Origin of the sequence: Streptomyces sp. NPDC102274 (assembly GCF_044766385.1) — a bacterium.
Classification (GTDB): domain Bacteria; phylum Actinomycetota; class Actinomycetes; order Streptomycetales; family Streptomycetaceae; genus Streptomyces.
This window is the reverse complement of sequence record NZ_JBIWLW010000022.1, coordinates 15,231-34,179: the sequence shown is the minus strand read 5'-3', so window position 1 is coordinate 34,179 and position 18,949 is coordinate 15,231. Positions and strand designations below refer to the sequence as shown.

Annotated in this window: 18 protein-coding genes; 7 read left to right on the top strand and 11 right to left on the bottom strand. The window is 71.7% G+C overall.

What is annotated here, in order from left to right:
* Positions 1 to 36: 36 nt before the first annotated feature.
* Positions 37 to 1,509: an NAD(P)/FAD-dependent oxidoreductase gene (locus ACIRQP_RS26555; RefSeq protein WP_403893653.1), complete on the bottom strand. Its 1,473-nt coding sequence runs from the start codon at positions 1,507 to 1,509 to the stop codon at positions 37 to 39.
* Positions 1,506 to 2,183 carry a rhomboid-like protein gene (locus tag ACIRQP_RS26550; protein ID WP_403893652.1) on the bottom strand — a complete coding sequence of 226 codons (678 nt, stop codon included), beginning with the start codon at positions 2,181 to 2,183 and terminating at the stop codon, positions 1,506 to 1,508. The genes ACIRQP_RS26555 and ACIRQP_RS26550 overlap by 4 nt, the downstream gene beginning before the upstream one ends.
* Here ACIRQP_RS26550 and ACIRQP_RS26545 point away from each other — a divergent pair.
* Positions 2,182 to 3,108: an aminoglycoside phosphotransferase family protein gene (locus ACIRQP_RS26545; RefSeq protein ID WP_403893651.1), complete on the top strand. Its 927-nt coding sequence runs from the start codon at positions 2,182 to 2,184 to the stop codon at positions 3,106 to 3,108. The two genes, ACIRQP_RS26550 and ACIRQP_RS26545, sit on opposite strands and share 2 nt — an antisense overlap.
* Before the next feature lie 25 nt (positions 3,109 to 3,133).
* Entirely contained in the window at positions 3,134 to 3,613 is a 480-nt protein-coding gene (locus ACIRQP_RS26540; protein ID WP_403893650.1) for a GNAT family N-acetyltransferase, read from the top strand.
* Between the two features lie 153 nt (positions 3,614 to 3,766).
* On the opposite strand, the gene ACIRQP_RS26535 is transcribed toward ACIRQP_RS26540, so the two are convergent.
* Complete coding sequence (locus ACIRQP_RS26535; RefSeq protein ID WP_403893649.1) at positions 3,767 to 4,807, bottom strand: zinc-binding dehydrogenase; 1,041 nt, start codon at positions 4,805 to 4,807, stop codon at positions 3,767 to 3,769.
* 80 nt (positions 4,808 to 4,887) lie between these two features.
* Positions 4,888 to 6,069 carry an FAD-dependent oxidoreductase gene (locus ACIRQP_RS26530; RefSeq protein WP_403893648.1) on the bottom strand — a complete coding sequence of 394 codons (1,182 nt, stop codon included), beginning with the start codon at positions 6,067 to 6,069 and terminating at the stop codon, positions 4,888 to 4,890.
* A gap of 103 nt (positions 6,070 to 6,172) precedes the next feature.
* Between ACIRQP_RS26530 and ACIRQP_RS26525 the strand changes: the two genes are divergently transcribed.
* Positions 6,173 to 6,871 carry a pentapeptide repeat-containing protein gene (locus ACIRQP_RS26525; RefSeq protein ID WP_403893647.1) on the top strand — a complete coding sequence of 233 codons (699 nt, stop codon included), beginning with the start codon at positions 6,173 to 6,175 and terminating at the stop codon, positions 6,869 to 6,871.
* Positions 6,872 to 7,169: 298 nt separating this feature from the next.
* On the opposite strand, the gene ACIRQP_RS26520 is transcribed toward ACIRQP_RS26525, so the two are convergent.
* Positions 7,170 to 7,667, bottom strand: a complete 498-nt coding sequence (locus ACIRQP_RS26520) for a hypothetical protein (protein ID WP_403893801.1) — start codon at positions 7,665 to 7,667, stop codon at positions 7,170 to 7,172.
* Positions 7,668 to 7,840: 173 nt separating this feature from the next.
* Here ACIRQP_RS26520 and ACIRQP_RS26515 point away from each other — a divergent pair, with 173 nt between their 5' ends.
* Entirely contained in the window at positions 7,841 to 9,265 is a 1,425-nt protein-coding gene (locus tag ACIRQP_RS26515; RefSeq protein WP_403893646.1) for a M1 family metallopeptidase, read from the top strand.
* A 78-nt stretch (positions 9,266 to 9,343) separates the two neighbouring features.
* On the opposite strand, the gene ACIRQP_RS26510 is transcribed toward ACIRQP_RS26515, so the two are convergent.
* The gene (locus ACIRQP_RS26510; RefSeq protein ID WP_403893645.1) at positions 9,344 to 9,919 is read right to left on the bottom strand and encodes a TerD family protein; all 576 of its coding nucleotides are present in this window, start codon (positions 9,917 to 9,919) and stop codon (positions 9,344 to 9,346) included.
* 199 nt (positions 9,920 to 10,118) lie between these two features.
* Between ACIRQP_RS26510 and arfB the strand changes: the two genes are divergently transcribed.
* Entirely contained in the window at positions 10,119 to 10,550 is a 432-nt protein-coding gene (gene arfB / locus ACIRQP_RS26505) for an alternative ribosome rescue aminoacyl-tRNA hydrolase ArfB (RefSeq protein WP_403893644.1), read from the top strand.
* A gap of 90 nt (positions 10,551 to 10,640) precedes the next feature.
* On the opposite strand, the gene ACIRQP_RS26500 is transcribed toward arfB, so the two are convergent.
* Positions 10,641 to 11,216, bottom strand: coding sequence for a flavin reductase family protein (locus ACIRQP_RS26500; protein ID WP_403893643.1), 576 nt, complete (start codon positions 11,214 to 11,216; stop codon positions 10,641 to 10,643).
* A 371-nt stretch (positions 11,217 to 11,587) separates the two neighbouring features.
* On the opposite strand from ACIRQP_RS26500, the gene cdgB reads away from it, so the two are divergent.
* Together cdgB and ACIRQP_RS26490 are read left to right on the top strand one after the other, a co-directional pair.
* Positions 11,588 to 13,300, top strand: a complete 1,713-nt coding sequence (gene cdgB / locus ACIRQP_RS26495; RefSeq protein WP_403893642.1) for a diguanylate cyclase CdgB — start codon at positions 11,588 to 11,590, stop codon at positions 13,298 to 13,300.
* 223 nt (positions 13,301 to 13,523) lie between these two features.
* Positions 13,524 to 14,555: a CBM35 domain-containing protein gene (locus ACIRQP_RS26490; protein WP_403893641.1), complete on the top strand. Its 1,032-nt coding sequence runs from the start codon at positions 13,524 to 13,526 to the stop codon at positions 14,553 to 14,555.
* Between the two features lie 7 nt (positions 14,556 to 14,562).
* On the opposite strand, the gene ACIRQP_RS26485 is transcribed toward ACIRQP_RS26490, so the two are convergent.
* The 4 genes from ACIRQP_RS26485 to ACIRQP_RS26470 form a co-directional block, all read right to left on the bottom strand.
* Positions 14,563 to 15,438 (bottom strand): ketose-bisphosphate aldolase, encoded by an 876-nt coding sequence (locus ACIRQP_RS26485; protein WP_403893640.1) that lies wholly within the window; start codon positions 15,436 to 15,438, stop codon positions 14,563 to 14,565.
* A gap of 82 nt (positions 15,439 to 15,520) precedes the next feature.
* A complete protein-coding gene (locus tag ACIRQP_RS26480) occupies positions 15,521 to 16,465 on the bottom strand; it encodes a 1-phosphofructokinase family hexose kinase (protein ID WP_403893639.1) in 945 nt (314 codons plus the stop codon).
* A 167-nt stretch (positions 16,466 to 16,632) separates the two neighbouring features.
* Positions 16,633 to 17,817, bottom strand: a complete 1,185-nt coding sequence (gene nagA / locus ACIRQP_RS26475) for an N-acetylglucosamine-6-phosphate deacetylase (protein WP_403893638.1) — start codon at positions 17,815 to 17,817, stop codon at positions 16,633 to 16,635.
* The gene (locus tag ACIRQP_RS26470) at positions 17,817 to 18,878 is read right to left on the bottom strand and encodes an ROK family protein (protein ID WP_403893637.1); all 1,062 of its coding nucleotides are present in this window, start codon (positions 18,876 to 18,878) and stop codon (positions 17,817 to 17,819) included. Before ACIRQP_RS26470 ends, nagA begins: the two co-directional genes overlap by 1 nt.
* Positions 18,879 to 18,949 lie beyond the last annotated feature (71 nt).

The following is an 18,949-nucleotide window of genomic DNA, read 5'->3' as shown; positions in this document are numbered from 1 at the left end:
GACAGACACCCTCTGACCTGGGCCTTTTGCTTTCGGTCAGTGGCGGCCCGAGACGCGGTTCGCCGCGCGGGCCAGGGGGTGGGTCCCTGGGGTGGGGGACGTGGTCTCCTTGCGGTCCGCCGTGCGGTAGGCCGCGTACATGCCGTGCACGCCCAGCCAGCGGAAGGGCTCCGGTTCCCAATTGCGGACCTTGTGGTTGACCCAGGGGAGGGTGGTCAGGTCCGTGGGACCCGACTGGCCCGAGTCCTGTTGGATCAGGTCGCGGAGGGTGCGGGCCGCGAGGTTGGTGGTGGCTACGCCCGAGCCCACGTAGCCGCCCGCCCAGCCCAGGCCGGTGGTGCGGTCGAGGGTGACCGTGGCGCACCAGTCGCGGGGGACGCCGAGGACGCCGGACCAGGCGTGGTCGACGCGGACGCCCGCGGTGGTGGGGAAGAAGTCGACCAGGATGTCGCGGAGGGCCCTGATGGTGGCGGGCTCGGTGCTGGAGGCGTGGCCGAGGCGGGCCGCCTTCGAGCCGTAGCGGTACGGGTGGCCGCGGCCGCCGAGGGCGATGCGGTCGTCGGCGGTGCGCTGCGCGTACATATAGGTATGGGCCATGTCGCCGAGGGTTTCGCGGCCGTCCCAGCCGATGGTGTCCCAGATCTCGGCGGGGAGCGGTTCGGTGGCGATCATCGAGGAGTTCATCGGGAGCCAGGCGCGGCGGGCGCCCTTGAGGGTCGCGGTGAAGCCTTCGGTGCAGCGCAGGATGTAGGGCGCGCGGACGGTGCCGTACGGGGTGATGGCGTGCTTCGGCTTGATCTCGGTGACCGGTGTCGACTCGTGGATCGTGACGCCGAGCGCCTCGACGGCCGCGGCGAGGCCCTTGACCAGTTTGGCGGGGTGCAGCCGGGCGCCGTGCGGGGTCCAGCTGGAGCCGACGGCTCCGGTGACCCGGACGCGCTCGGCGGTCTCGCGGGCGCCGTGGAGGGTGCGGTCGGTCTCGCCGAAGGCGATCTCGACGGCGTGGAACGCCTTGAGGCGGGCGAGCTGGGCAGGCGTACGGGCGACTTCCAGAACGCCGCCCCGGTGGATGTCGGCGTCGATCTTTTCCTCGTCGGCCACGCGTATGACCTCGGCGACGGTGTCGTTCATGGCCTGCTGGAGGCGTACGGCGGACTCATGGCCGTGCAGCCGGGCGTAGCGGTCGCGGCCCGCGACGCCGTTGTAGAGCCAGCCGCCGTTGCGCCCGGAGGCTCCGTAGCCGCAGAACTTGCCTTCCAGGACGGTGATGTTGAGGAACGGGACGGCCTTCTTGAGGTAGTACGCCGTCCACAGGCCGGTATAGCCGCCGCCGACGATGCAGACGTCGGCGGTCGCGTCTCCGGGGAGCGGCTCCCGGGGGGCGGGGGTGCCGTCCTTCGCGTACCAGAAGGAGATGCCGCCGTTGCTCGTGGCGCCGTTGCCCGTGCCGCCGTTGCTCGTGGCGTCGCCGCCGCGTCTGTCGCTGCCGTCGTTGTTCGCGCTGGTCATGAGGGTGTTCGTACACCGCTGTCCGTACCTCTGTCCAGGTTCCGGGGGCGTCCGCGGCCCCGGGTGAGCGGGTAGCAGGCGAGACCGATCAGGACGGCGGCGAAGTGGCCGATGTCGGTGAAGCTGCGCTCGGCGATCAGGGGGGTGCCGAAGAAGATGAGGACGGCGCCGAGGTAGGGCAGATGCCAGGGCTTCGGGACGCGGTACGTCAGGACGGCGACGACGCCGGCGAGCGCGTAGCTGACCCCGACGTCGAGCGTGTTGACGGCGGACTGCGGGGCGTGGCCGTGGCGGATGGCCCAGTCCAGGAAGCCTTCGCCGATCAGCGTGGCGCCGAGATGCGCGAGGGCGGCGACGGCCAGCCAGCGCGCTGTGCCGAGCCAGTGTTCCGCCGGGGCGTGGAAGACCGTGTAGAGCACGGCGTACGGGGCCCATACGCCGCCGTCGATCCAGAAGGCGCTGACGATGAGCACCCGGACCGGGTCGGTGGACAGCTCATGGATGTTGGTGGAGCGCCGGCGCAGGAAGTCCTCTTCGAACTCCGGTGACATGCGGTGCAGGGCGACGGTGGTGACGAAGAGGGCCGCCAGCCAGAGATAGGTGCCGGGGGCGCTCGTGATCCAGACGGTCACGGCACGGACCGCGCGGCGGGTCTGGGGGAGGAAACGGCGCATGGGCCGATTCACCCACGCCCGTAGGATCGGTGAGGTGATTGACATTCCGGTGGAGTTGGCGGAAACACAGTCGAAGTTCCTGGGCGAGACGGGCCGCGCCTTCATCGCGGCGCTGCCGGGCCGGGCGGCGGACTTCCTGGAGCGGTGGGAGCTGCGCCGCACCGGCCCTTCGATGTACGGCATGTGCGCGCTGGTGCTGCCGGTGGAGCGAGCGGACGGTACGCCCGCCGTGCTGAAGCTCCAGCATCTGGACGAGGAGTCGGCCGGGGAGCCGGTGGCGCTGCGGGTGTGGGGCGGCGACGGCGCGGTACGGCTGCTGGGGTACGACGACGAGACGGGCACGCTGCTGCTGGAGCGGCTCGACACCCGGGACCTGAACGGGGTGGACTCGCGCGAGGCCGTCCGGATCATCGCGGAGCTGCTGGCACGGCTGACGTCGGTGCCGGCCCCGGCCGGGATGCGCGGCCTGGGGGAGATCGCCGCGCGCATGCTCGACGACGTATCGGTGGCGTCGCGGTCGCTGCCGGACGAGAGCGAGCGGAGGCTGCTGCGGGACTGCGCGGCGGCGGTGCGCGAGGTGGCGGACGAGCCCGGGGACCGGTTGCTGCACTGGGACCTGCACTACGAGAATGTGCTCGCGTCCCACCCCGCCGACCCCCGGGGACCGTGGCTGGCGATCGACCCGAAGCCGCTGGCGGGCGACCCGGGGTTCGAGCTGATGCCGGCGCTCGACAACCGGTTCGACGCGGCGGAGACGCTGTGGCGCTTCGACCTGATGACGGATGTGCTGGGTCTTGACCGGGAGCGGGCACGGGCATGGACGCTGGGGCGGGCGCTCCAGAACAGCTTGTGGCACATCGCGGACGGGGAGCGCACGCTGCAACCGGACCAGGTGTCCATCGCTCGGTCGCTGCTGGCGCGGTAGGCGGGCGGCAGGGGAGTCTATGGCCATGATTCGTACTGCCACATCCGCCGACGTTCCGGTGATCCACGCGATGATCCGTGAGCTGGCGGAGTATGAGAAGGCCCTGGACGAGGCGCGCGCGACCGAGGAGCAGCTGCGCGAGGCGCTGTTCGGGGAGCGGCCCGCCGCGTACGCGCATATCGCCGAGACGGAGGACGGGGAGCCGGCCGGGTTCGCGCTCTGGTTCCTCAATTTCTCCACGTGGCGCGGTGTCCACGGCATCTATCTGGAGGATCTGTACGTACGTCCCGACCGGCGCGGCGGCGGGCACGGCAAGGCGCTGCTGACCGAGCTGGCGCGGATCTGTGTGGAGCGCGGCTATGAGCGGCTGGAGTGGTCGGTCCTGGACTGGAACGAGCCGTCGATCGGGTTCTACCGGTCGCTGGGCGCGCTGCCGCAGGACGAGTGGACGGTGTTCCGGCTGACGGACGGGGCGCTCGGCGAGCTGGGGGCAACGCCCCGGTAGTCGTCGATGGCCGTCCGTGCGGGGGCGGCCGGCGGATGCGGCCGGCGGATGTGGGGTCGGCTGTGCGGCGGGGCGCGAGGGGGTGCCGTACCGGCGCTGGACCCCCGTCCCGGCGCCGGTACGGGGTCCCCTCCCCCCCCGTTTGTGTGGCGGTTACGGCTCCAGGACGACCTTCCCCATCGTTCCGCGGGTCTCCAGTGCTCGGTGGGCCCGAGCCGCGTCCGCCAGTGGGAAGCGCTGTACGGCGGGGCGCAGCCGGCCCGCGGCGGCCTCGGCGAGTGAGCGCTCTTCGAGTGCGCGGACGTCGCCGCCCGCCTTGGCGATCATCACCGGCCCGAGGACGGACTCGGAGGTGATACCGCGCTCGGCCAGTTCCTCGTCGGTGAAGGTCAGCGGCCCTCCGTCGTGCAGCCCCTCTCCCGACCAGCCGAAGACGATGTGCTTGCCGCCTCTGCCGAGGAGGTCGACGGCGGCGAGCCCGGTCGCCCCGCCGACGGAGTCGAAGACGACGGTCGCGCGCCGGTCTCCCAGCCGGTCGCGCAGGTGGTCGCGGACCTGGTCGGGCCAGTCGGGCAGGGTGTAGTCGACGGCGAGGTCGGCGCCGTTCCCGGCGACCCGCGTGACCTTGGCCGCGCCGCCCGCCAGACCAATGACGGTGGCGCCCGCGTTCTTCGCGTACTGGACGAGGAGCGTGCCGATGCCGCCCGCCGCCGCCGGTACGAGGACGATGTCGGCGGGGCCGAGGTCCGTGAACTGGAGGATGCCCATGGTCGTACGGCCCGTGCCGATCATGGCGACGGCCTCGGCCTCGTCGAGCCCGGCCGGGATCTCGTGGAGCCGTGCCGTGTCGGTGACGGCCAGCTCCGCGTAACCGCCGGTGGGGGTCCGGGGGTGTCCCCCGGAAGGAAGGGGTATTCCGAGATGGGCGACGACGCGCTTGCCGAGCCAGCCCGCGTCCACGCCCCCGCCGAGCGACTCGACCGTACCGGCCACCTCGCGGCCGGGGATGGTGGGCAGTTCGGCGGCGGCGGGGTACGGGCCCGGCATGCCCTCGCGCAGGGCGGTGTCCAGGAGATGGACCCCGGCCGCGGCGACGGCGATCCGGACCTGGCCGGGGCCGGGTACGGGGTCGTCGGTCCACTCGTGGACGAGGTTCTCGGCGGGGCCGAAGGCGTGGAGACGGATGGCGTGCATGGCGGGCTCCCAGGGACTGTCCGGTGTGCGGGGTGTTCCGGTGGTCGGGGAACAGCCAACGACCTCAAGCATGCTTGAGGTCAAGCGGCGTCGGAGCTCCGCTCCTTGAAGGCCGAGAGTTGCTGGACGGCCAGCGCCGCAGCGCCGATCCCGCTGTTGAACGAGACCTCCGTGAGCACCCCCGGCGCGGCGACCTCGTCACCCGCGAGGAAGACGCCCTGGCCGCGGTCGATACGGGGCCGGTCCCGCCAGGTGGTGCCCGGCAGGTCGACGGCTCCGGTTCGGCCCGCCGCGAGGGACTCGCGCCGCCAGGTGGTACGCGCGCGCCAGTCGGGGAACCCCAGGTCGAGCAGGTTCTCGGCGCGGGCGATGCCAGCGGCCTTGGACTCGTCGGGGCCGACCGGGAAGTGTCCCTGGAGCAGTTGCTCACCGGCCGGGGCGAGGGACGGATCCTGCGCGGTGAACCGTTCGAGCCAGCCGGGCGCGTCGAGGTCCGAGATGATGAACGGGTCGTCCTTGCGCGTCCGCAGCGCGAGATCGAACAGCGCGGTACGGCCGCCGGTCCAGCGCAGGCTGTCGTCCTTCAGGAGGCGGCGGGCCGCTTCCAGGGAGGTCGCGACGATCACGGGGGTGTGCTCGGGGAGGCTGTCGATCCGTACGTCCGTCTCGATCCGTACGCCCAGATTCCGGGCGTGCGCGGCCATCCGTTCGGTCAACCGGCCCCAGCCGCCGACCGGGTAGCGGGCCTCGGGCGGCAGGGCGGTGGCGCGCCGCAGCCGCTCCTGGACGAAGGCGGCGGAGAGCGCGCCGGGGTTGTGGTGGAAGAGGGCGACGGCGGCGAAGTGCGCGGCGGCCCGCGCGGCGTCGGGGCCGGCCAGTTCCGTGGCCCAGGTCATGAAGTCGGTGTCCACCGGGGCGGTTTCGGCCTTGCGGCGGGCGAGGGTGAACACCCCGAAGGGCGGGGTCCTGCGCAGGGCGCCGCCCCGGTGGAAGCGGAAGCGGTGGCTCTCGCGCAGGGGCGCGACCGCCATCGGACCGAGCAGACCGCGCCGGCGCAGCCAGACCCAGTGCGGCCCGTGGCTGTAGAGAGCGTGCGGCCCGGCGTTGACCGCGTACGGGCCCTGAGCGGTGCGGCCCCGGCCGCCGAGGGTCTGGTGGGCCTCGTACAGGGTGACCGCGGCGCCCGACTCGGCGGCGCTGATGGCGGCGGTCAGCCCGGCGAAACCGCCGCCGATGACGGTGATGCGATGGCTGGGATTCATGGTCCGTCTCTCTCCTTCGCTCGCTGTCTCACCGTTATGACGGGAACTGGACAGCCGACTGTGACATCGGCGCGTTGTCAGTGCTGTACGTCACCATGGGGGCATGGCACGGAAGACAACGAAGAGCGGGGCGAGCGGCGCGGGCGGGGCGAGCGCGGTCCCGGCCGCGCGGCGGGCTGAGGTACGGCTGCCGCCGCTGAGTCCGTACGGCGGCGGGCTCGACCCCGACGGCGATTACGACGGGCTGGAGTTCAAGGACCTCGACCTGTCGGGGCAGGAGGGGCCCGGCTCGCGGTTCATCGACTGCGCGCTGCGGGACTGCGGACTGGACGAGACGGCGCTGGGGCGGGCGCGGTTCATCGATTCCGTACTGAGCGGTGTCCGGGGGGTGGGCACGGATCTGGCCGGGGCGTCGCTGCGCGATGTGGAGGTGGTGGACGCGCGGCTGGGCGGGACGCAGCTGCATGGCGCCGTGCTGGAGCGGGTGCTGATCCGGGGCGGGAAGATCGACTATCTGAACTTCCGGAAGGCCCGGCTGAAGGACGTGGTGTTCGAGGGCGTCGTCCTGTCCGAACCGGACTTCGGGGGAGCCGAGTTGGTACGGGTCGAGTTCCGGGACTGCGTGATCAGACGGGCCGATCTGAGCGGGGCCCGGATGAAGGACGTCGATCTGCGGACGGTCGCCGAGCTGGATATCGCGCGGGGCCTGGACCGGCTGGCGGGGGCGGTCATCAGCTCGGCCCAACTGCTGCAGCTGGCACCGGCGTTCGCGGCGCAGATCGGGGTGCGGGTGGAGGACTGACGAGGCCCCGTCCTTCGAAGGCCCCGACCTGGGGGGATGGGGTCGGGGCCTTCGTGGTGCTCCAGAGGCACGGCCTTCTGTGGGGGGAGGAAACGGTCGCCCGATTCCCGGCTGTGCCCCGGCAGAACATCGTCTGCCCGGTGCCGTGGGATGTACGCCTGCCGATCCGGAAAACGATGGGTGGGGTGTGTGACCGTGATGTGGGGGCGGTGCGGCGGCCCAGGCGCGCGCTGGCCCAGGCGTGCGTTGGCCCAGGCGTGGGCTGGTCCCGGCGCGCGTTGGCCGCGGCGTGGGCTGGTCAGCTGCGGGGGAAGCGGGACTGGAGGTCCCAGACGATCGGGTTGTCGGTCAGACCCTCGTGCATGTCGGCGAGATCCGCGATCAGATCGTGCAGGAAGTCGCGCGCCTCACGGCGCAGCAGCCGGTGGCTGAAGGTGAGCGGCGGCTCGTCGCCGGGCATCCAGTCGGCCTCCACATCGACCCAGCCGAAGCGCCGCTGGAAGAGCATACGGTCGGCGGACTCGGTGAAGTCCAGCTCGGCGTACTGCGGCTTGGCCGCGCGGCTGCCGCGCGGATCGCGGTCGAGCTGCTCCACGATGTCGCACAGCGCCCAGGCGAAGTCGAGCACCGGTACCCATCCCCAGGCTGTGGACACCTCGCGGTCCGCGTGGGTGTCCGCGAGATAGACGTCCCCGCAGAACAGGTCGTGCCGCAGCGCCCGGACGTCCGCGAGGCGGTAGTCGGTCTGCGGGGGATCGGGAAAGCGCCGGGAGAGGGAGTAGCCGATGTCGAGCACGGGCCCGATGGTGTCACGGCGGCCCGGCGGACTCGTGGGGTGGTCGAGCACCGGGCGCCCACCCGTCCAGGAGCGCCGGCTTGTCGGTGGAGCGTCCCTGGCACCGCGCCCCGGGTGACCCGGCGTGTCCCCGCCACCCGGCGAGTTCCCGCCACCCGGCCTACGATCACCGGGTGTACCCGCGCACGGCACTCCGCCCCGCCTCCGCCCCCGCACTCCCCGTCGCTCTCGCACTCCCCGTCGCTCTCGCACTCCCCGTTGCCCTCGCCCTCGTTCTCGGCGGCTGTGTGCCGGGCGCCGGCGTGCACGGCAAGCCCGGGGCCGCGAGCCTGCGCGATCCCTACTTCCCACGGCTCGGCAACGGCGGGTACGACGTCCAGCACTACGGTCTGACCCTCGACTACGCGCCGGACGCCGGCCGGCTCCAGGGCACCGCCGAGATCACCGCCCGCGCCACTCACGATCTCAGCGCCTTCAACCTCGATCTCGACGGGCTGACGGTGGACTCCGTGACCGTCGACGGCGAGAAGGCCGCGTTCCACCACGCCGGCAGCGAACTGACCCTGCGTCCCGGCGACGACCTCCGCCGTGGCGGCACCTTCCGTACGGTCGTCCGCTACTCCGGTACACCCCGGCGCATCACCGACCCCGACACCTCGGAGGAGGGCTGGCTCCGGTCCGGGGCGCGCGCGGTCGGGCTGGGGGAGCCGACCGGATCGATGGCGTGGTTCCCGGGCAACCACCACCCGAGCGACAAGGCGTCGTACGACATCCGGATCACCGTGCCCGAGGGGCTGAAGGCCGTCTCCAACGGGGAACTGCGCGAGGAGCGTACGGCGGACGGGCGTACGTCCTTCGACTGGCATTCGGCGGAACCGATGGCGAGCTATGTGGCCATGGTCGCCATCGGCCCGTACACGACGCGTCAGACCGACGGAACGAAGGGAATGGTGCCCATCTATACGGCGGTCGACCCGACCGCCGCCCGTAGCGGCGCGCGACTTCTCAAGGAGCTCCCCGCGATCATGAAATGGCAGGAGAAGACCTTCGGGCCGTACCCCTTCTCCTCCACCGGTGTGGTGATCGGGCGGCGGGGCGACTCCGGATACGCCCTGGAGACCCAGAACAGGCCCTTCCTCCCCGGCCCCACCAGCGTCGCGACGCTGGTCCATGAGATGGCCCACCAGTGGTTCGGCAACTCCGTGACCCCGAAGTCCTGGCGGGACATGTGGCTCAGCGAGGGCTTCGCGGAGTACACGGAGTGGCTCTGGACGGAACACACCGAGCACGTACCGGTCCGCCAGAGCTTCGCCGACGCGTACGACGCCGACGCGAACTGGGCCTTCCCGCCGGCGCGTCCGCCCTCCGCGGTGAACATCTCCGACGCGCCGGTGTACGGACGCGGCGCCATGGTGCTCCAGCGCGTACGGGAGACCGTCGGCGACGCGGCCTTCTTCCGTATCGTGCGCGGCTGGGTCCACACGCACCGTCACGGCAACGCCGACACCCACGACTTCACGACGTACGTGGAGCGGGAGTCGGGCCGCGAACTCGGAGAGCTCTGGGACACCTGGCTCTACGGGGAGGAGAAGCCATAGCGGCGGCGCGCGGACGGGTGGGCACCGGCCGGAGCCGGGACCCACCCGTTACGCGCGGTTATCCGTGCGGCCTTCGTGTCAGAGGTTGACGCCGAAGTCCGTGGCGATGCCCACGAGGCCCGAGGCGTAGCCCTGGCCGACCGCGCGGAACTTCCACTCCGCGCCGTTGCGGTACAGCTCGCCGAAGACCATCGCGGTCTCGGTGGCGGCGTCCTCGCTCAGGTCGTAGCGGGCGATCTCGGTGCCGCCGGCCTGGTTGACGATGCGGATGTACGCGTTCCGCACCTGGCCGAAGTTCTGGCTGCGGGTCTCGGCGTCGTAGATCGAGACCGGGAAGACGATCTTGTCGACGTCGGCGGGCAGGCCCGCCAGGTTGACGTTGATCGCCTCGTCGTCGCCCTCGCCCGCGCCCGTGCGGTTGTCACCCGTGTGGACGATCGTCTGGTCCGGCGTCGACTTGTTGTTGAAGAAGACGAAGTGGCCGTCGGAGACGACCTTTCCGCCGCCGTTCACCGCGATCGCCGAGGCGTCGAGGTCGAAGTCGGTGCCGGTGGTGGTACGGACGTCCCAGCCGAGGCCGACCGTGACGGCGGTCAGGCCCGGTGCCTCCTTGGTGAGCGAGACGTTGCCGCCCTTGGACAGGCTTACAGCCATGGGGATGTCCCTTTCGTTGTCGTGTGCGGGCTTCGGGTGGTCCCGAAGCTACCGTCACCCGGCATAACGCAGGCAGAGGTCCGGGAGGTTCCTCAGCCTTTACTTTCTTTACCCGGGATGGCGCACGCCCGGGGAATGCCACGGGAACGCCGGGGAAAAGAGGGTGACGGAAGCGGGCCGGACACGGGACCATAGGGGTATGTCCGGACCCGCTCATGTCATCCGCGGTTCGGTCTCCCTGCCGGAGGCCGAACTGATGTGGCGTTTCTCAAGGTCCTCCGGGCCCGGCGGACAGCACGTCAACACCAATGACTCGAAGGCGGAGCTGCGCTTCGATCTCGCGAAGACGGAAGCGCTGCCGCCGGTGTGGAAGGAACGCGCGCTGGAGCGGCTCGCGGACCGGCTGGTGGACGGCGTGATCACCGTACGCGCGTCGGAGCACCGCTCTCAGTGGCGCAACCGCGAGACCGCGGCCGTACGACTCGCCTCCCTGCTGGCGGAGGCGACCGCCCCGCCGCCGCGCCCGCGTCGGAAGACGAAGATCCCGCGCGGGATCAACGAACGCCGGCTGCGCGAGAAGAAGCAGCGCGCCGAGACGAAGCGTGGCCGTACCGGCCGGGGCTGGACCTAGACGAGTAAGTTCGGGCGCCGTGCATTGATGGAGCGCCGTCCGTTGATGGGGCAGGGGGATCAGCCCTGGCGGTATCGTCACCGGCCGATCCTACGAACCCAACTGCCGGTAGCGCCCCTTGAAATACATCAGCGGCCCGCCCTCCGTGCTCGGCAGCTCCGCCGTCAGCACCCGGCCGATGACCAGCGTGTGGTCGCCCGCCTCGACCCGCTGTTCCGTACGGCACTCCAGCACCGCCAGCGATCCGCCGATCAGCAGCGCGCCGCTCACCTCTCCCCGGCGGTACGGGATGTCCTCGAACAGCAGCCGGTCGCTGATCCGGCCCTTCATCGCGAACCGGCCCGCGACATGCCGCTGGCTCCCGGAGAGCAAGGAGGCCGCCCACAGCGGCTGTTCGACGAGCAGATCGTCCATGCGGGAGCCGTTGCGGACGCTGACCAGGACCAGCGGCGGGTCCAGCGAGACCGACATGAAGGCCGTCGCCGTCATCCCGGCGTCCTCGCCGCGCGGTCCGGTGGCGCTCAAGGGCGGTTCGTGCGCTGTCACCAGCACCACACCCGAGGCCAGCCGGGCGAGGGCGGCGCGGAACTCTTCGTTGCTCACCCCCTCAGGATGGGGGATGGCGTCGATGGCGTCGGTACGGGTGTCAGGGGTCGTCTGGGGCACGGAGGAGACGCTAGCCCCGGCTCCCCCCGCCCGCATCGGGCCAGGGGACCAGCCCGGTCCTAGGACCTGTCTTCAAAGTCCCGCCTGCCCGGCGCCTGCCGCCACGCCGCCACCGCGTCGGCCGCTACTGGAATCGCCTCCGCACGCATCCTCGCGGCCCGTCCGAATTTGCGTTCAAGAAAGTGGTGGAGCGCTCCCATCAGGCCTTCCATCCCCTCATCGGATCGTGTGACTTGACTCACAGAGTGCGGTATTTGTTGACCCTGTGTACCGAGCGCGCAGCTCCCTGTGATTCAGTGGCGATGCCAGTGCAGGACGAGAGCCGATGAGAATCCTGGAGTTGTTGTCGAGGTCTCGGGGGAGAGCGAGCAATGGAGACCGAGTCGGAGCCGTATGTCCGTCTTGCGACCCTGCGGCAGTTGCATGAGGCCGTCGCCGAACTCAACACCGCCCGCAGCCTTGCGGACACCCTGCAGACCGTGGCCGACGGTGTTGTCTCCGGGCTCGGGTACGAACTGGCCTGCGTCAATGTCGTCCAGGCCGACGGCGACCTCGTCGTCGCCGCCTTCGCCGGAAGCGCCGCCGCGGAGGCCCTGATCACCGGCCGGGTCGGCTCCCGGGCCTCCTGGGAGCGGCGGCTCGTGATGGGCGAGGGCTGGGGCGAGCTGCGCTTCATACCGCACACCGAGGGCTGGGTGCTGCTGGAGGACGACGTTCCGCAGTGGTACACCGAGGGCCCCGATCCCCGTTTCGAGGACGAGTGGCACCCGCAGGACCGGCTCTACGCGCCGATGTACGCCTCCGGCGGCGGGCGCGAGCTGCTCGGCGTCATCTCCGTCGACCGGCCGCGCGGCGGGCGCCGTCCGGGCCCCTGGGGGCAGGAAGCGCTCCAGATGTACGCGTCCCAGGCCGCCATTGCGATCAGTAACGCTCGCCTCCGAGCAAATATGCAGCGCGCGCTGGTCCGTCTCGAACGCGAGCAGCAGGCGCTGCGGGCCAGTGAGGAATCCTTCCGCCAGGCATTCGAGTACGCGCCCAGCGGGATGGCCATCGCCGAGATGGGCGGTGATCAGCACGGCCGGCTGCTGCGGACCAATGACGCGCTCTGCCGGCTGCTCGGCCGCCCGGCCTCCGCGATGCGCCGCCTCTCGTTCTCCGATCTGGTCCACCCCGAGGACATCGGGACGCTCCTGCGCACCTCCGCCGAGGGCGGTCGCGCCGAACTGCGGCTGCTGCGGCGCGATGGCACGTACGTCTGGGCCTCGCTGCGCAACTCCGTGGTCGCCGACACCGCCGACGGACCGCGCTTCCTGCTCACCCACGTCGAGGACATCGAGGAGCGCAAGAGCCGCGAACTCCAGCTCGCGCACCGCGCCTCGCACGACTCCCTCACCGGCCTGCCGAACAGCGCCGAGCTGCGCTCCCGCCTCAGCGCCCGGCTCTGTTCGCGGCCCCACGCGATGCGGGAGACCGCGGTCGAGGCGCTGGACGCGGCGTACGGAGGGTACGAGGGCACCGTCCTGTACGAGCCCGGATACGACGCGTACGACGGCTATGACCAGTACGAGGAGCGCGGCGGCCGGCAGGGCGGCGGACGCCCAGCCGTCCCCGCGGTGGGCAGCGTGCCCCTCGACCACCATGTGCACATGGTCGCGCCCAGCGACAACCCCGAGGTCGACGACGGCACGAAGGGCCTCGCGGTCCTCTTCTGCGACCTCGACGGCTTCAAGTCCATCAACGACCGGTTCGGCCACAACACCGGCGACGCGGTGCTGATCGAGGTCGCGCACCGGCTGACCACCGGCGTACGGGACGGGGACACCGTCGCGCGCCTCGGGGGTGACGAATTCGTCGTTCTCGCGGACGGACTCGGCACGGCGGACGCCGCCGATCTCGCCGTACGGCTGCGGAACGCGATCATTCCGCCGATCAGGGTCGACGGCCGGGCGGTCCGGGTCGGGGCGAGCTTCGGTATCAGCTGGGCGAGCTGCGGGATGTCGGTGGAGGAAGTGCTGCAATCCGCTGACCAGCGGATGTACATCGAGAAGCGGTCGCGGAGCAAGGTTCACCGGCGTGCGGGGTAAGTGCGTCTCCGACGGGTTCTCCGGGCGGGCCGGCAGGAGTCCCGGACCTGCCGGGAAGGGTCCCGGAGGTGTTCGGGACAGGGCTGGGACATCTCTGCGATCCGTTGTTCACCCACGGGTCGCAGACTGGCTGCCACCCGTCAAGGCCCGTCCGTGGCCTTGCCCATTCGAGGTAGGCTCGGCCGGTCGGCGACGCTGGCGAGATGGTAAGGAGTGACCAGGGATGACGGCCGGGAACAACGGCGCTAGCACGCCCGAGGACGACGATCCGTTCGGCTATCTGTACGAGGACGGACAGGCGGCAGGCGGCAATCAGCGACGCCAAGGCGGCTACGGCTACCCCGGTCCGGCCGCGCAGCCTGGCGTGCCCCGGACGTCGTACAACCAGGTCAGGACCGTCGGCGAGCGCCAGTACGGTCAGCAGCAGCCGGCCCCGCCGCAGCAGGCGCCCTACGGTCAGCAGCCGCAGTACGGCCAGGCTCCCTACGGTCAGCAGCAGGCGCCGTACGACCAGGCGCCGTACGGCCAGCAGCAGAACCCGCACTACGCGGCTCCCGAGACCCACCCCGGCGGTGCCACCACCCGCCAGGTGCCGGCCCAGCGGGGCAGCGGACGCGGCAGCGGCCCCAACACCAAGGGCCTGCTGATCGGCGCGATCGCCGTCGTCGCGGTGGTCGTGATCGGTATCACGGCCGCGCTGCTCACCAACGGCGACGACAAGAACAGCAACGCCGACGCGACACCGACCGGCGGCCCGACCTCCTCGGCCGAGCAGTCGCAGCAGCCCACCGACGGGGCGAGCGACAAGGGCGACACGTCGCCCGACGGGATCGGCCTCCCCAAGCAGGACGCGGCGACGCTCAAGCTGGGCCCGCCCGCCGTCCTCGCGACGGACATCGAGGGCGCCGACGGCACCAACGGTTCGTATGTGACCGGCTTCAACGCCGTCGGCGCCTCGGTGACCTGGACCGCCGACATCGAGAAGGCCGGCTCGTACGCGCTGTCCGTGCGCTACGCCATACCCGCCAAGGACGCCAACGCCACCCTGACCGTCAACGGCAAGCCGAACAACTCCCCGCTCGGGTTGAAGAACTTCATCAACTCCAACGACCCCGACTGGTCGAAGAACTGGCAGACCACATGGGCGCCGGTCGAGCTCCAGGCGGGCGAGAACACCCTCAAGATCTCCTGCGAGCAGGGCAATCAGTGCGACGCCATCCTCGACTGGCTGGAGGTCACGCCCCCCAAGGGGTAGTGATCGCTCAGTCGCGGACCCGGCCACTCGCGGGAACGCCGACCACCCGCAGGAAACCCGCCACCGTCCCGGCCATCGCCTCGCGAGCCGGGACGAGGTATTTCCGGGGGTCCACCGTCGTCGGGTGCGCCGCGAGATAGTCGCGTACGGCGCCGGTGAAGGCCGTGTTGAGGGCAGTACCCACGTTGATCTTGACCATGCCGGAGGCAACCGCCCGGCGGATCTCCTCGTCCGGGACGCCGGACGAGCCGTGCAGGACCAGCGGTACGGGGACGGCGTCGCGCAACGCGGCGATCAGGGTGTGGTCCAGGACGGCCGTGCGGTGCGTCATCGCGTGGGACGAGCCGACCGCGACGGCCAGCGCGTCCACGCCGGTCCCGGTGACGTAGACGGCCGCCTCGGCCGGATCCGTACGTACCCCCGGGGCGTGCGCGTCGAGGGACGGCTCGCCGTCCTTGCCGCCCACCGCGCCCAGCTCCGCCTCGACCCAGATGCCGTGGTCATGGCCCCAGCGCACGGCCTCGGCGGTGGCCGCGAGGTTCTCCGCGTACGGCAGCTTCGACGCGTCGAACATCACCGAGCTGAAGCCGGCCTCGGGCGCGGCCCGCAGCAGTGCGGCCGATTCGACATGGTCGAGATGGAGGGAGAGCGGCACGGAGGAGGCGCGGGCGACGGCCGCCGCGGCGGCGGTGACCGCGCCGGGGTCGCCGCCGTGGAACTTCACCGCGTTCTCCGATATCTGGAGGATCGCGGGTGCTCCGGCCCGCTCGGCGCCGGTGGCGATCGCCTCGGCGTGCTCCAGGGTGATGACGTTGAAGGCGGCGATCCCGTGGTTCCCGGCCCCGGCGGCCGTGACGAGTTCACCGGTGCTGACGAGCGGCATGTTGTCCCTCCTGCGGTCCGGGTCCTGCGGTCCGGGTCCTGCGCGGTCCGGGTCCTGCGGTCCGGGGCTTACGTTCTTGGTTCTACGGTCCGGAGTGTTCCGCCACCGTCACCCGCGGCAGCAGCTCCTCGTACGCCTCCGCGTCGAACTCACCCGCCGCCGGGGCCAGCACCGTCGCCGTGGCCAGGGCGACCGCGCGGGCCAGCCGGGCCGGCCAGGGCAGCTGCTCGACGAGACCCGAGAGCAGCCCGGCCACCGCCGAGTCGCCCGCGCCCGTCGGGTTGCCCTTCACGGGCGCGGGCGGGGTCGCCTGCCAGATACCGTCCGGGGTGGCCGCGAGGATGCCGTCGGGTCCGAGCGAGGCGATGACGGCGTGCGCGCCGCGACGGCGTGCGTCGCGGGCGGCGCGCAGCGGCTCGCGGGAGCCGGTGAGCCGGGCGAGTTCGTCGGCGTTCGGCTTGACCAGATCGGGGCGGGCGGCGACGCCGCGGCGCAGCGGTTCGCCGCTGGTGTCGAGGAGCGCCGGTACGCCCGCGGCGCGGGCCCGGCGGATCAGCTCGGCGTACGCGCCGACATGGATGCCGGGCGGCAGGCTGCCGCACAGGGCCACGGCGTCCGCGCCGGTGAGCAGCCGCTCGTACGCGCCGAGGAAGGCGGACCACTCGCCGGACGAGACGGTCGGGCCCGGCTCGTTGAGCTGGGTGGTGTCGCCGCTCGTCTCGTCGACGACGGCGAGGGTGCGGCGGGTGGACCCGGAGATCGGTACGAGCGCGTCCACCGGCCGGCCCCTGGAGCCCCCGGGGCCGCAGCTGCCGAGCAGCTCCCGCAGCACGTCGCCCGTCCGGCCGCCCGCGAACCCCGTCACCACCGACTCGTGGCCCAGCGCCGACAGCACCCGCGCGACGTTCAGGCCCTTGCCGCCGGGCCGCTCGACGACATCGGTGACGCGATGCGTGGTGTGAGGGACCAGCTCGGGGGTGCGGTACGTGATGTCCAGCGCGGCGTTGAGCGTGACCGTCACAATCATCCGTCGCACCCCCGGGAAACGCGCTCGCACGGCCGCTCGCTCGCTCGGCCGATTACCGGAGCGATCATGCCAAACAGAAGGCGGTAGGCCCAGACCCCGGGCCGACCGCCTTCGTATGGCTTTCCTCGTTCTTGCGGCTAAATCGGCCGTCTTTTCATTGAATCGACCTACTTGGGCTCAATTACCCATTCGCCCTTGTGCAGGACACCCTTGACCGAGAACGTGTCGTCCAGGACCACCAGGTCCGCGTCCTTGCCCGGCTCCAGCGAGCCGACCTTGTCGTACACGCCCAACAGCCGCGCCGGGTTGGCGGAGATCGCCCGGACGATGTCCTCCACCGGCAGCCGGTCCACCGTCGCCGCCCGCTTGAACGCGGTGTTCTGGGTCAGTGTGGAGCCGGCGATCGAGCCGCCCTCCACCAGCCGCGCGACGCCGTCCTTGACGTCGACCGCGAGCGGGCCGAGCTGGTAGCGCCCGTCGCCGAACCCGGCCGCGTCCATCGCGTCCGTGACGAAGGCGACCCGGTCCGCGCCCGCGCGGTGGAACGCCAGCTCCAGCGCCGCGGGGTGCAGATGCGTGCCGTCGTTGATCAGCTCGACCGTGACCCGCTCGTCCTCCAGCAGCGCGGCGATCGGTCCCGGAGCGCGGTGTCCGAGGGTCGGCATCGCGTTGAAGAGATGCGTCGCGACGGTCGCGCCCGCGTCGATGGCCTCCACGGTCTGCTCGTACGTCGCGTCCGTGTGGCCGACGGCGGCGATCACGCCGTGCTCCACGAGCAGCCGTACGGACTCGATGCCGCCCGGCAGTTCGGTGGCGAGCGTGACCATCCTGGCCGTGCCGCGCGCCGCGTCGAGCAGCTTGCGGACCTCGGCCGGGTCGGGGTCGCGCAGCAGCGCCTCGCTGTGGGCGCCCTTGCGGCAGGGGGAGATGAACGGGCCCTCGAAGTGGATCCCGGCCAGCTCGCCCTGCTCGACCAGCTCGGAGAGGAAGCCGGCGCGGTGGGCGAGGAAGTCCATCTCGCCGGTGACGGTGGAGGCGACGAGGGTGGTGGTGCCGTGCTCGCGGTGTGTGCGGATGCCCTTGAGCACGTCGTCCACCGAGCCGGAGGTGAACGAGGCGCCGCCGCCGCCGTGGTTGTGCATGTCCACGAAGCCGGGGACGATCCAGTGGCCGGAGAGATCCAGCGAGGCGGCGTCGTCGTGGGCGGTGCCCGCGATCCGGCCGCCCTCGATGATCACCTGCCCGCCGTCCACGGTTCCGGTGGGCAGCACCACCCGGGCGCCGGTGAGAACGGTGCTTTCGGCGCGTGGGATGTGTGCGGCGTGCGCGGCGCGTGGGGCGCTAGCGGCCATCAGGCGGATACCTCCGTGGCGAGTGGATCGTCGGCGGGCGGGTCGTTGTCGTCGGTGGGGTGCGCTTCTGTGGGGTGCGCTTCCGCGGTTCGTGCTTCCGCGGGTCGTGCCTCCGCGGGTCGTGCCTCCGCGGCGGGCCGGGCGGCGGCGAGCAGGTCCCAGGCGAGCAGCCCCGCGCCCAGACAGCCCGCGGTGTCGCCGAGAGCCGCCGGGACGATCTCGGGAAGTTTCTGGAACGTCACCCGCTCCTCGACCGCCGTCCGCAGCGGTGTGAACAAGGTTTCCCCGGACTCGGCGAGACCGCCACCGATGATCAGCGTCCGGGGGTCGAGCAGGGTGAGCGCGGTGACCAGTCCGGCGGCGAGCGCGTCGACCGCGTCGAGCCAGACCCGTACGGCCGCGGGGTCGCCGGACTCCACGGCCTTCGCGCAGTCGGCGGCGTCCGCCTCCGGGTCGCCGCTCGCCGCGGCCCAGGCGCGGGTCACGGCCGCGGCGGAGGCGAGGGTCTCCAGACAGCCGCGCTGTCCGCAGCCGCAGTCGGGCCCGTCGGGGCGGACCACGACATGGCCGATCTCGCCCGCGTAGCCGTGGGCACCGGCCTCGATGGTGCCCGCGATGCCGATGGCCCCGGCGATCCCGGTGCCCAGCGGCACGAACAGGAACCGGTCGGCCCCCCGGCCCGCGCCGAGCCGCCCCTCGGCGAGACCGCCGGTGCGTACGTCGTGCCCGAGCGCGACGGGTACGCCGCCGAGCCGGGCGCCGAGAAGATCGCGCATCGGTACGTCGCGCCAGCCGAGATTGGCGGCGTACCGCGCGATACCGCGCTCGGCGTCGACGATGCCGGGCACCGCGACCCCGGCGGCGACGGCGCTCTCGCCGAAGTGCTCGGTGCCGTACGCGCGCAGGTCTGCGGCGAAGCCGAGGATGGTCTCCACGACGGCCTCGGGCCCGCGCTCTCTGCCGGTCGCCCGCCGCGCCTGGTACAGCAGCGCGCCGTCCGCCCCCACCAGGGCGGCTTTCATGCCGGTGCCGCCCACATCCAGGGCGATGACGTGTCTCACGGGAACAGTCTCGCGCGTAGACCCTTGAAAGGTCTAGTCCACTGCCCAGGATTGTTGAGTCTCCATACAAA

Coding starts and splice junctions, on each gene's coding strand:
- ACIRQP_RS26555 (WP_403893653.1), bottom strand. CDS start 1,509: ATGACCAGCGCGAACAACGACGGCAGCGACAGACGCGGCGGCGACGCC.
- ACIRQP_RS26545 (WP_403893651.1), top strand. CDS start 2,182: ATGGGCCGATTCACCCACGCCCGTAGGATCGGTGAGGTGATTGACATT.
- ACIRQP_RS26550 (WP_403893652.1), bottom strand. CDS start 2,183: ATGCGCCGTTTCCTCCCCCAGACCCGCCGCGCGGTCCGTGCCGTGACC.
- ACIRQP_RS26540 (WP_403893650.1), top strand. CDS start 3,134: ATGATTCGTACTGCCACATCCGCCGACGTTCCGGTGATCCACGCGATG.
- ACIRQP_RS26535 (WP_403893649.1), bottom strand. CDS start 4,807: ATGCACGCCATCCGTCTCCACGCCTTCGGCCCCGCCGAGAACCTCGTC.
- ACIRQP_RS26530 (WP_403893648.1), bottom strand. CDS start 6,069: ATGAATCCCAGCCATCGCATCACCGTCATCGGCGGCGGTTTCGCCGGG.
- ACIRQP_RS26525 (WP_403893647.1), top strand. CDS start 6,173: ATGGCACGGAAGACAACGAAGAGCGGGGCGAGCGGCGCGGGCGGGGCG.
- ACIRQP_RS26510 (WP_403893645.1), bottom strand. CDS start 9,919: ATGGCTGTAAGCCTGTCCAAGGGCGGCAACGTCTCGCTCACCAAGGAG.
- arfB (WP_403893644.1), top strand. CDS start 10,119: ATGTCCGGACCCGCTCATGTCATCCGCGGTTCGGTCTCCCTGCCGGAG.
- cdgB (WP_403893642.1), top strand. CDS start 11,588: ATGGAGACCGAGTCGGAGCCGTATGTCCGTCTTGCGACCCTGCGGCAG.
- ACIRQP_RS26490 (WP_403893641.1), top strand. CDS start 13,524: ATGACGGCCGGGAACAACGGCGCTAGCACGCCCGAGGACGACGATCCG.
- ACIRQP_RS26485 (WP_403893640.1), bottom strand. CDS start 15,438: ATGCCGCTCGTCAGCACCGGTGAACTCGTCACGGCCGCCGGGGCCGGG.
- ACIRQP_RS26480 (WP_403893639.1), bottom strand. CDS start 16,465: ATGATTGTGACGGTCACGCTCAACGCCGCGCTGGACATCACGTACCGC.
- nagA (WP_403893638.1), bottom strand. CDS start 17,817: ATGGCCGCTAGCGCCCCACGCGCCGCGCACGCCGCACACATCCCACGC.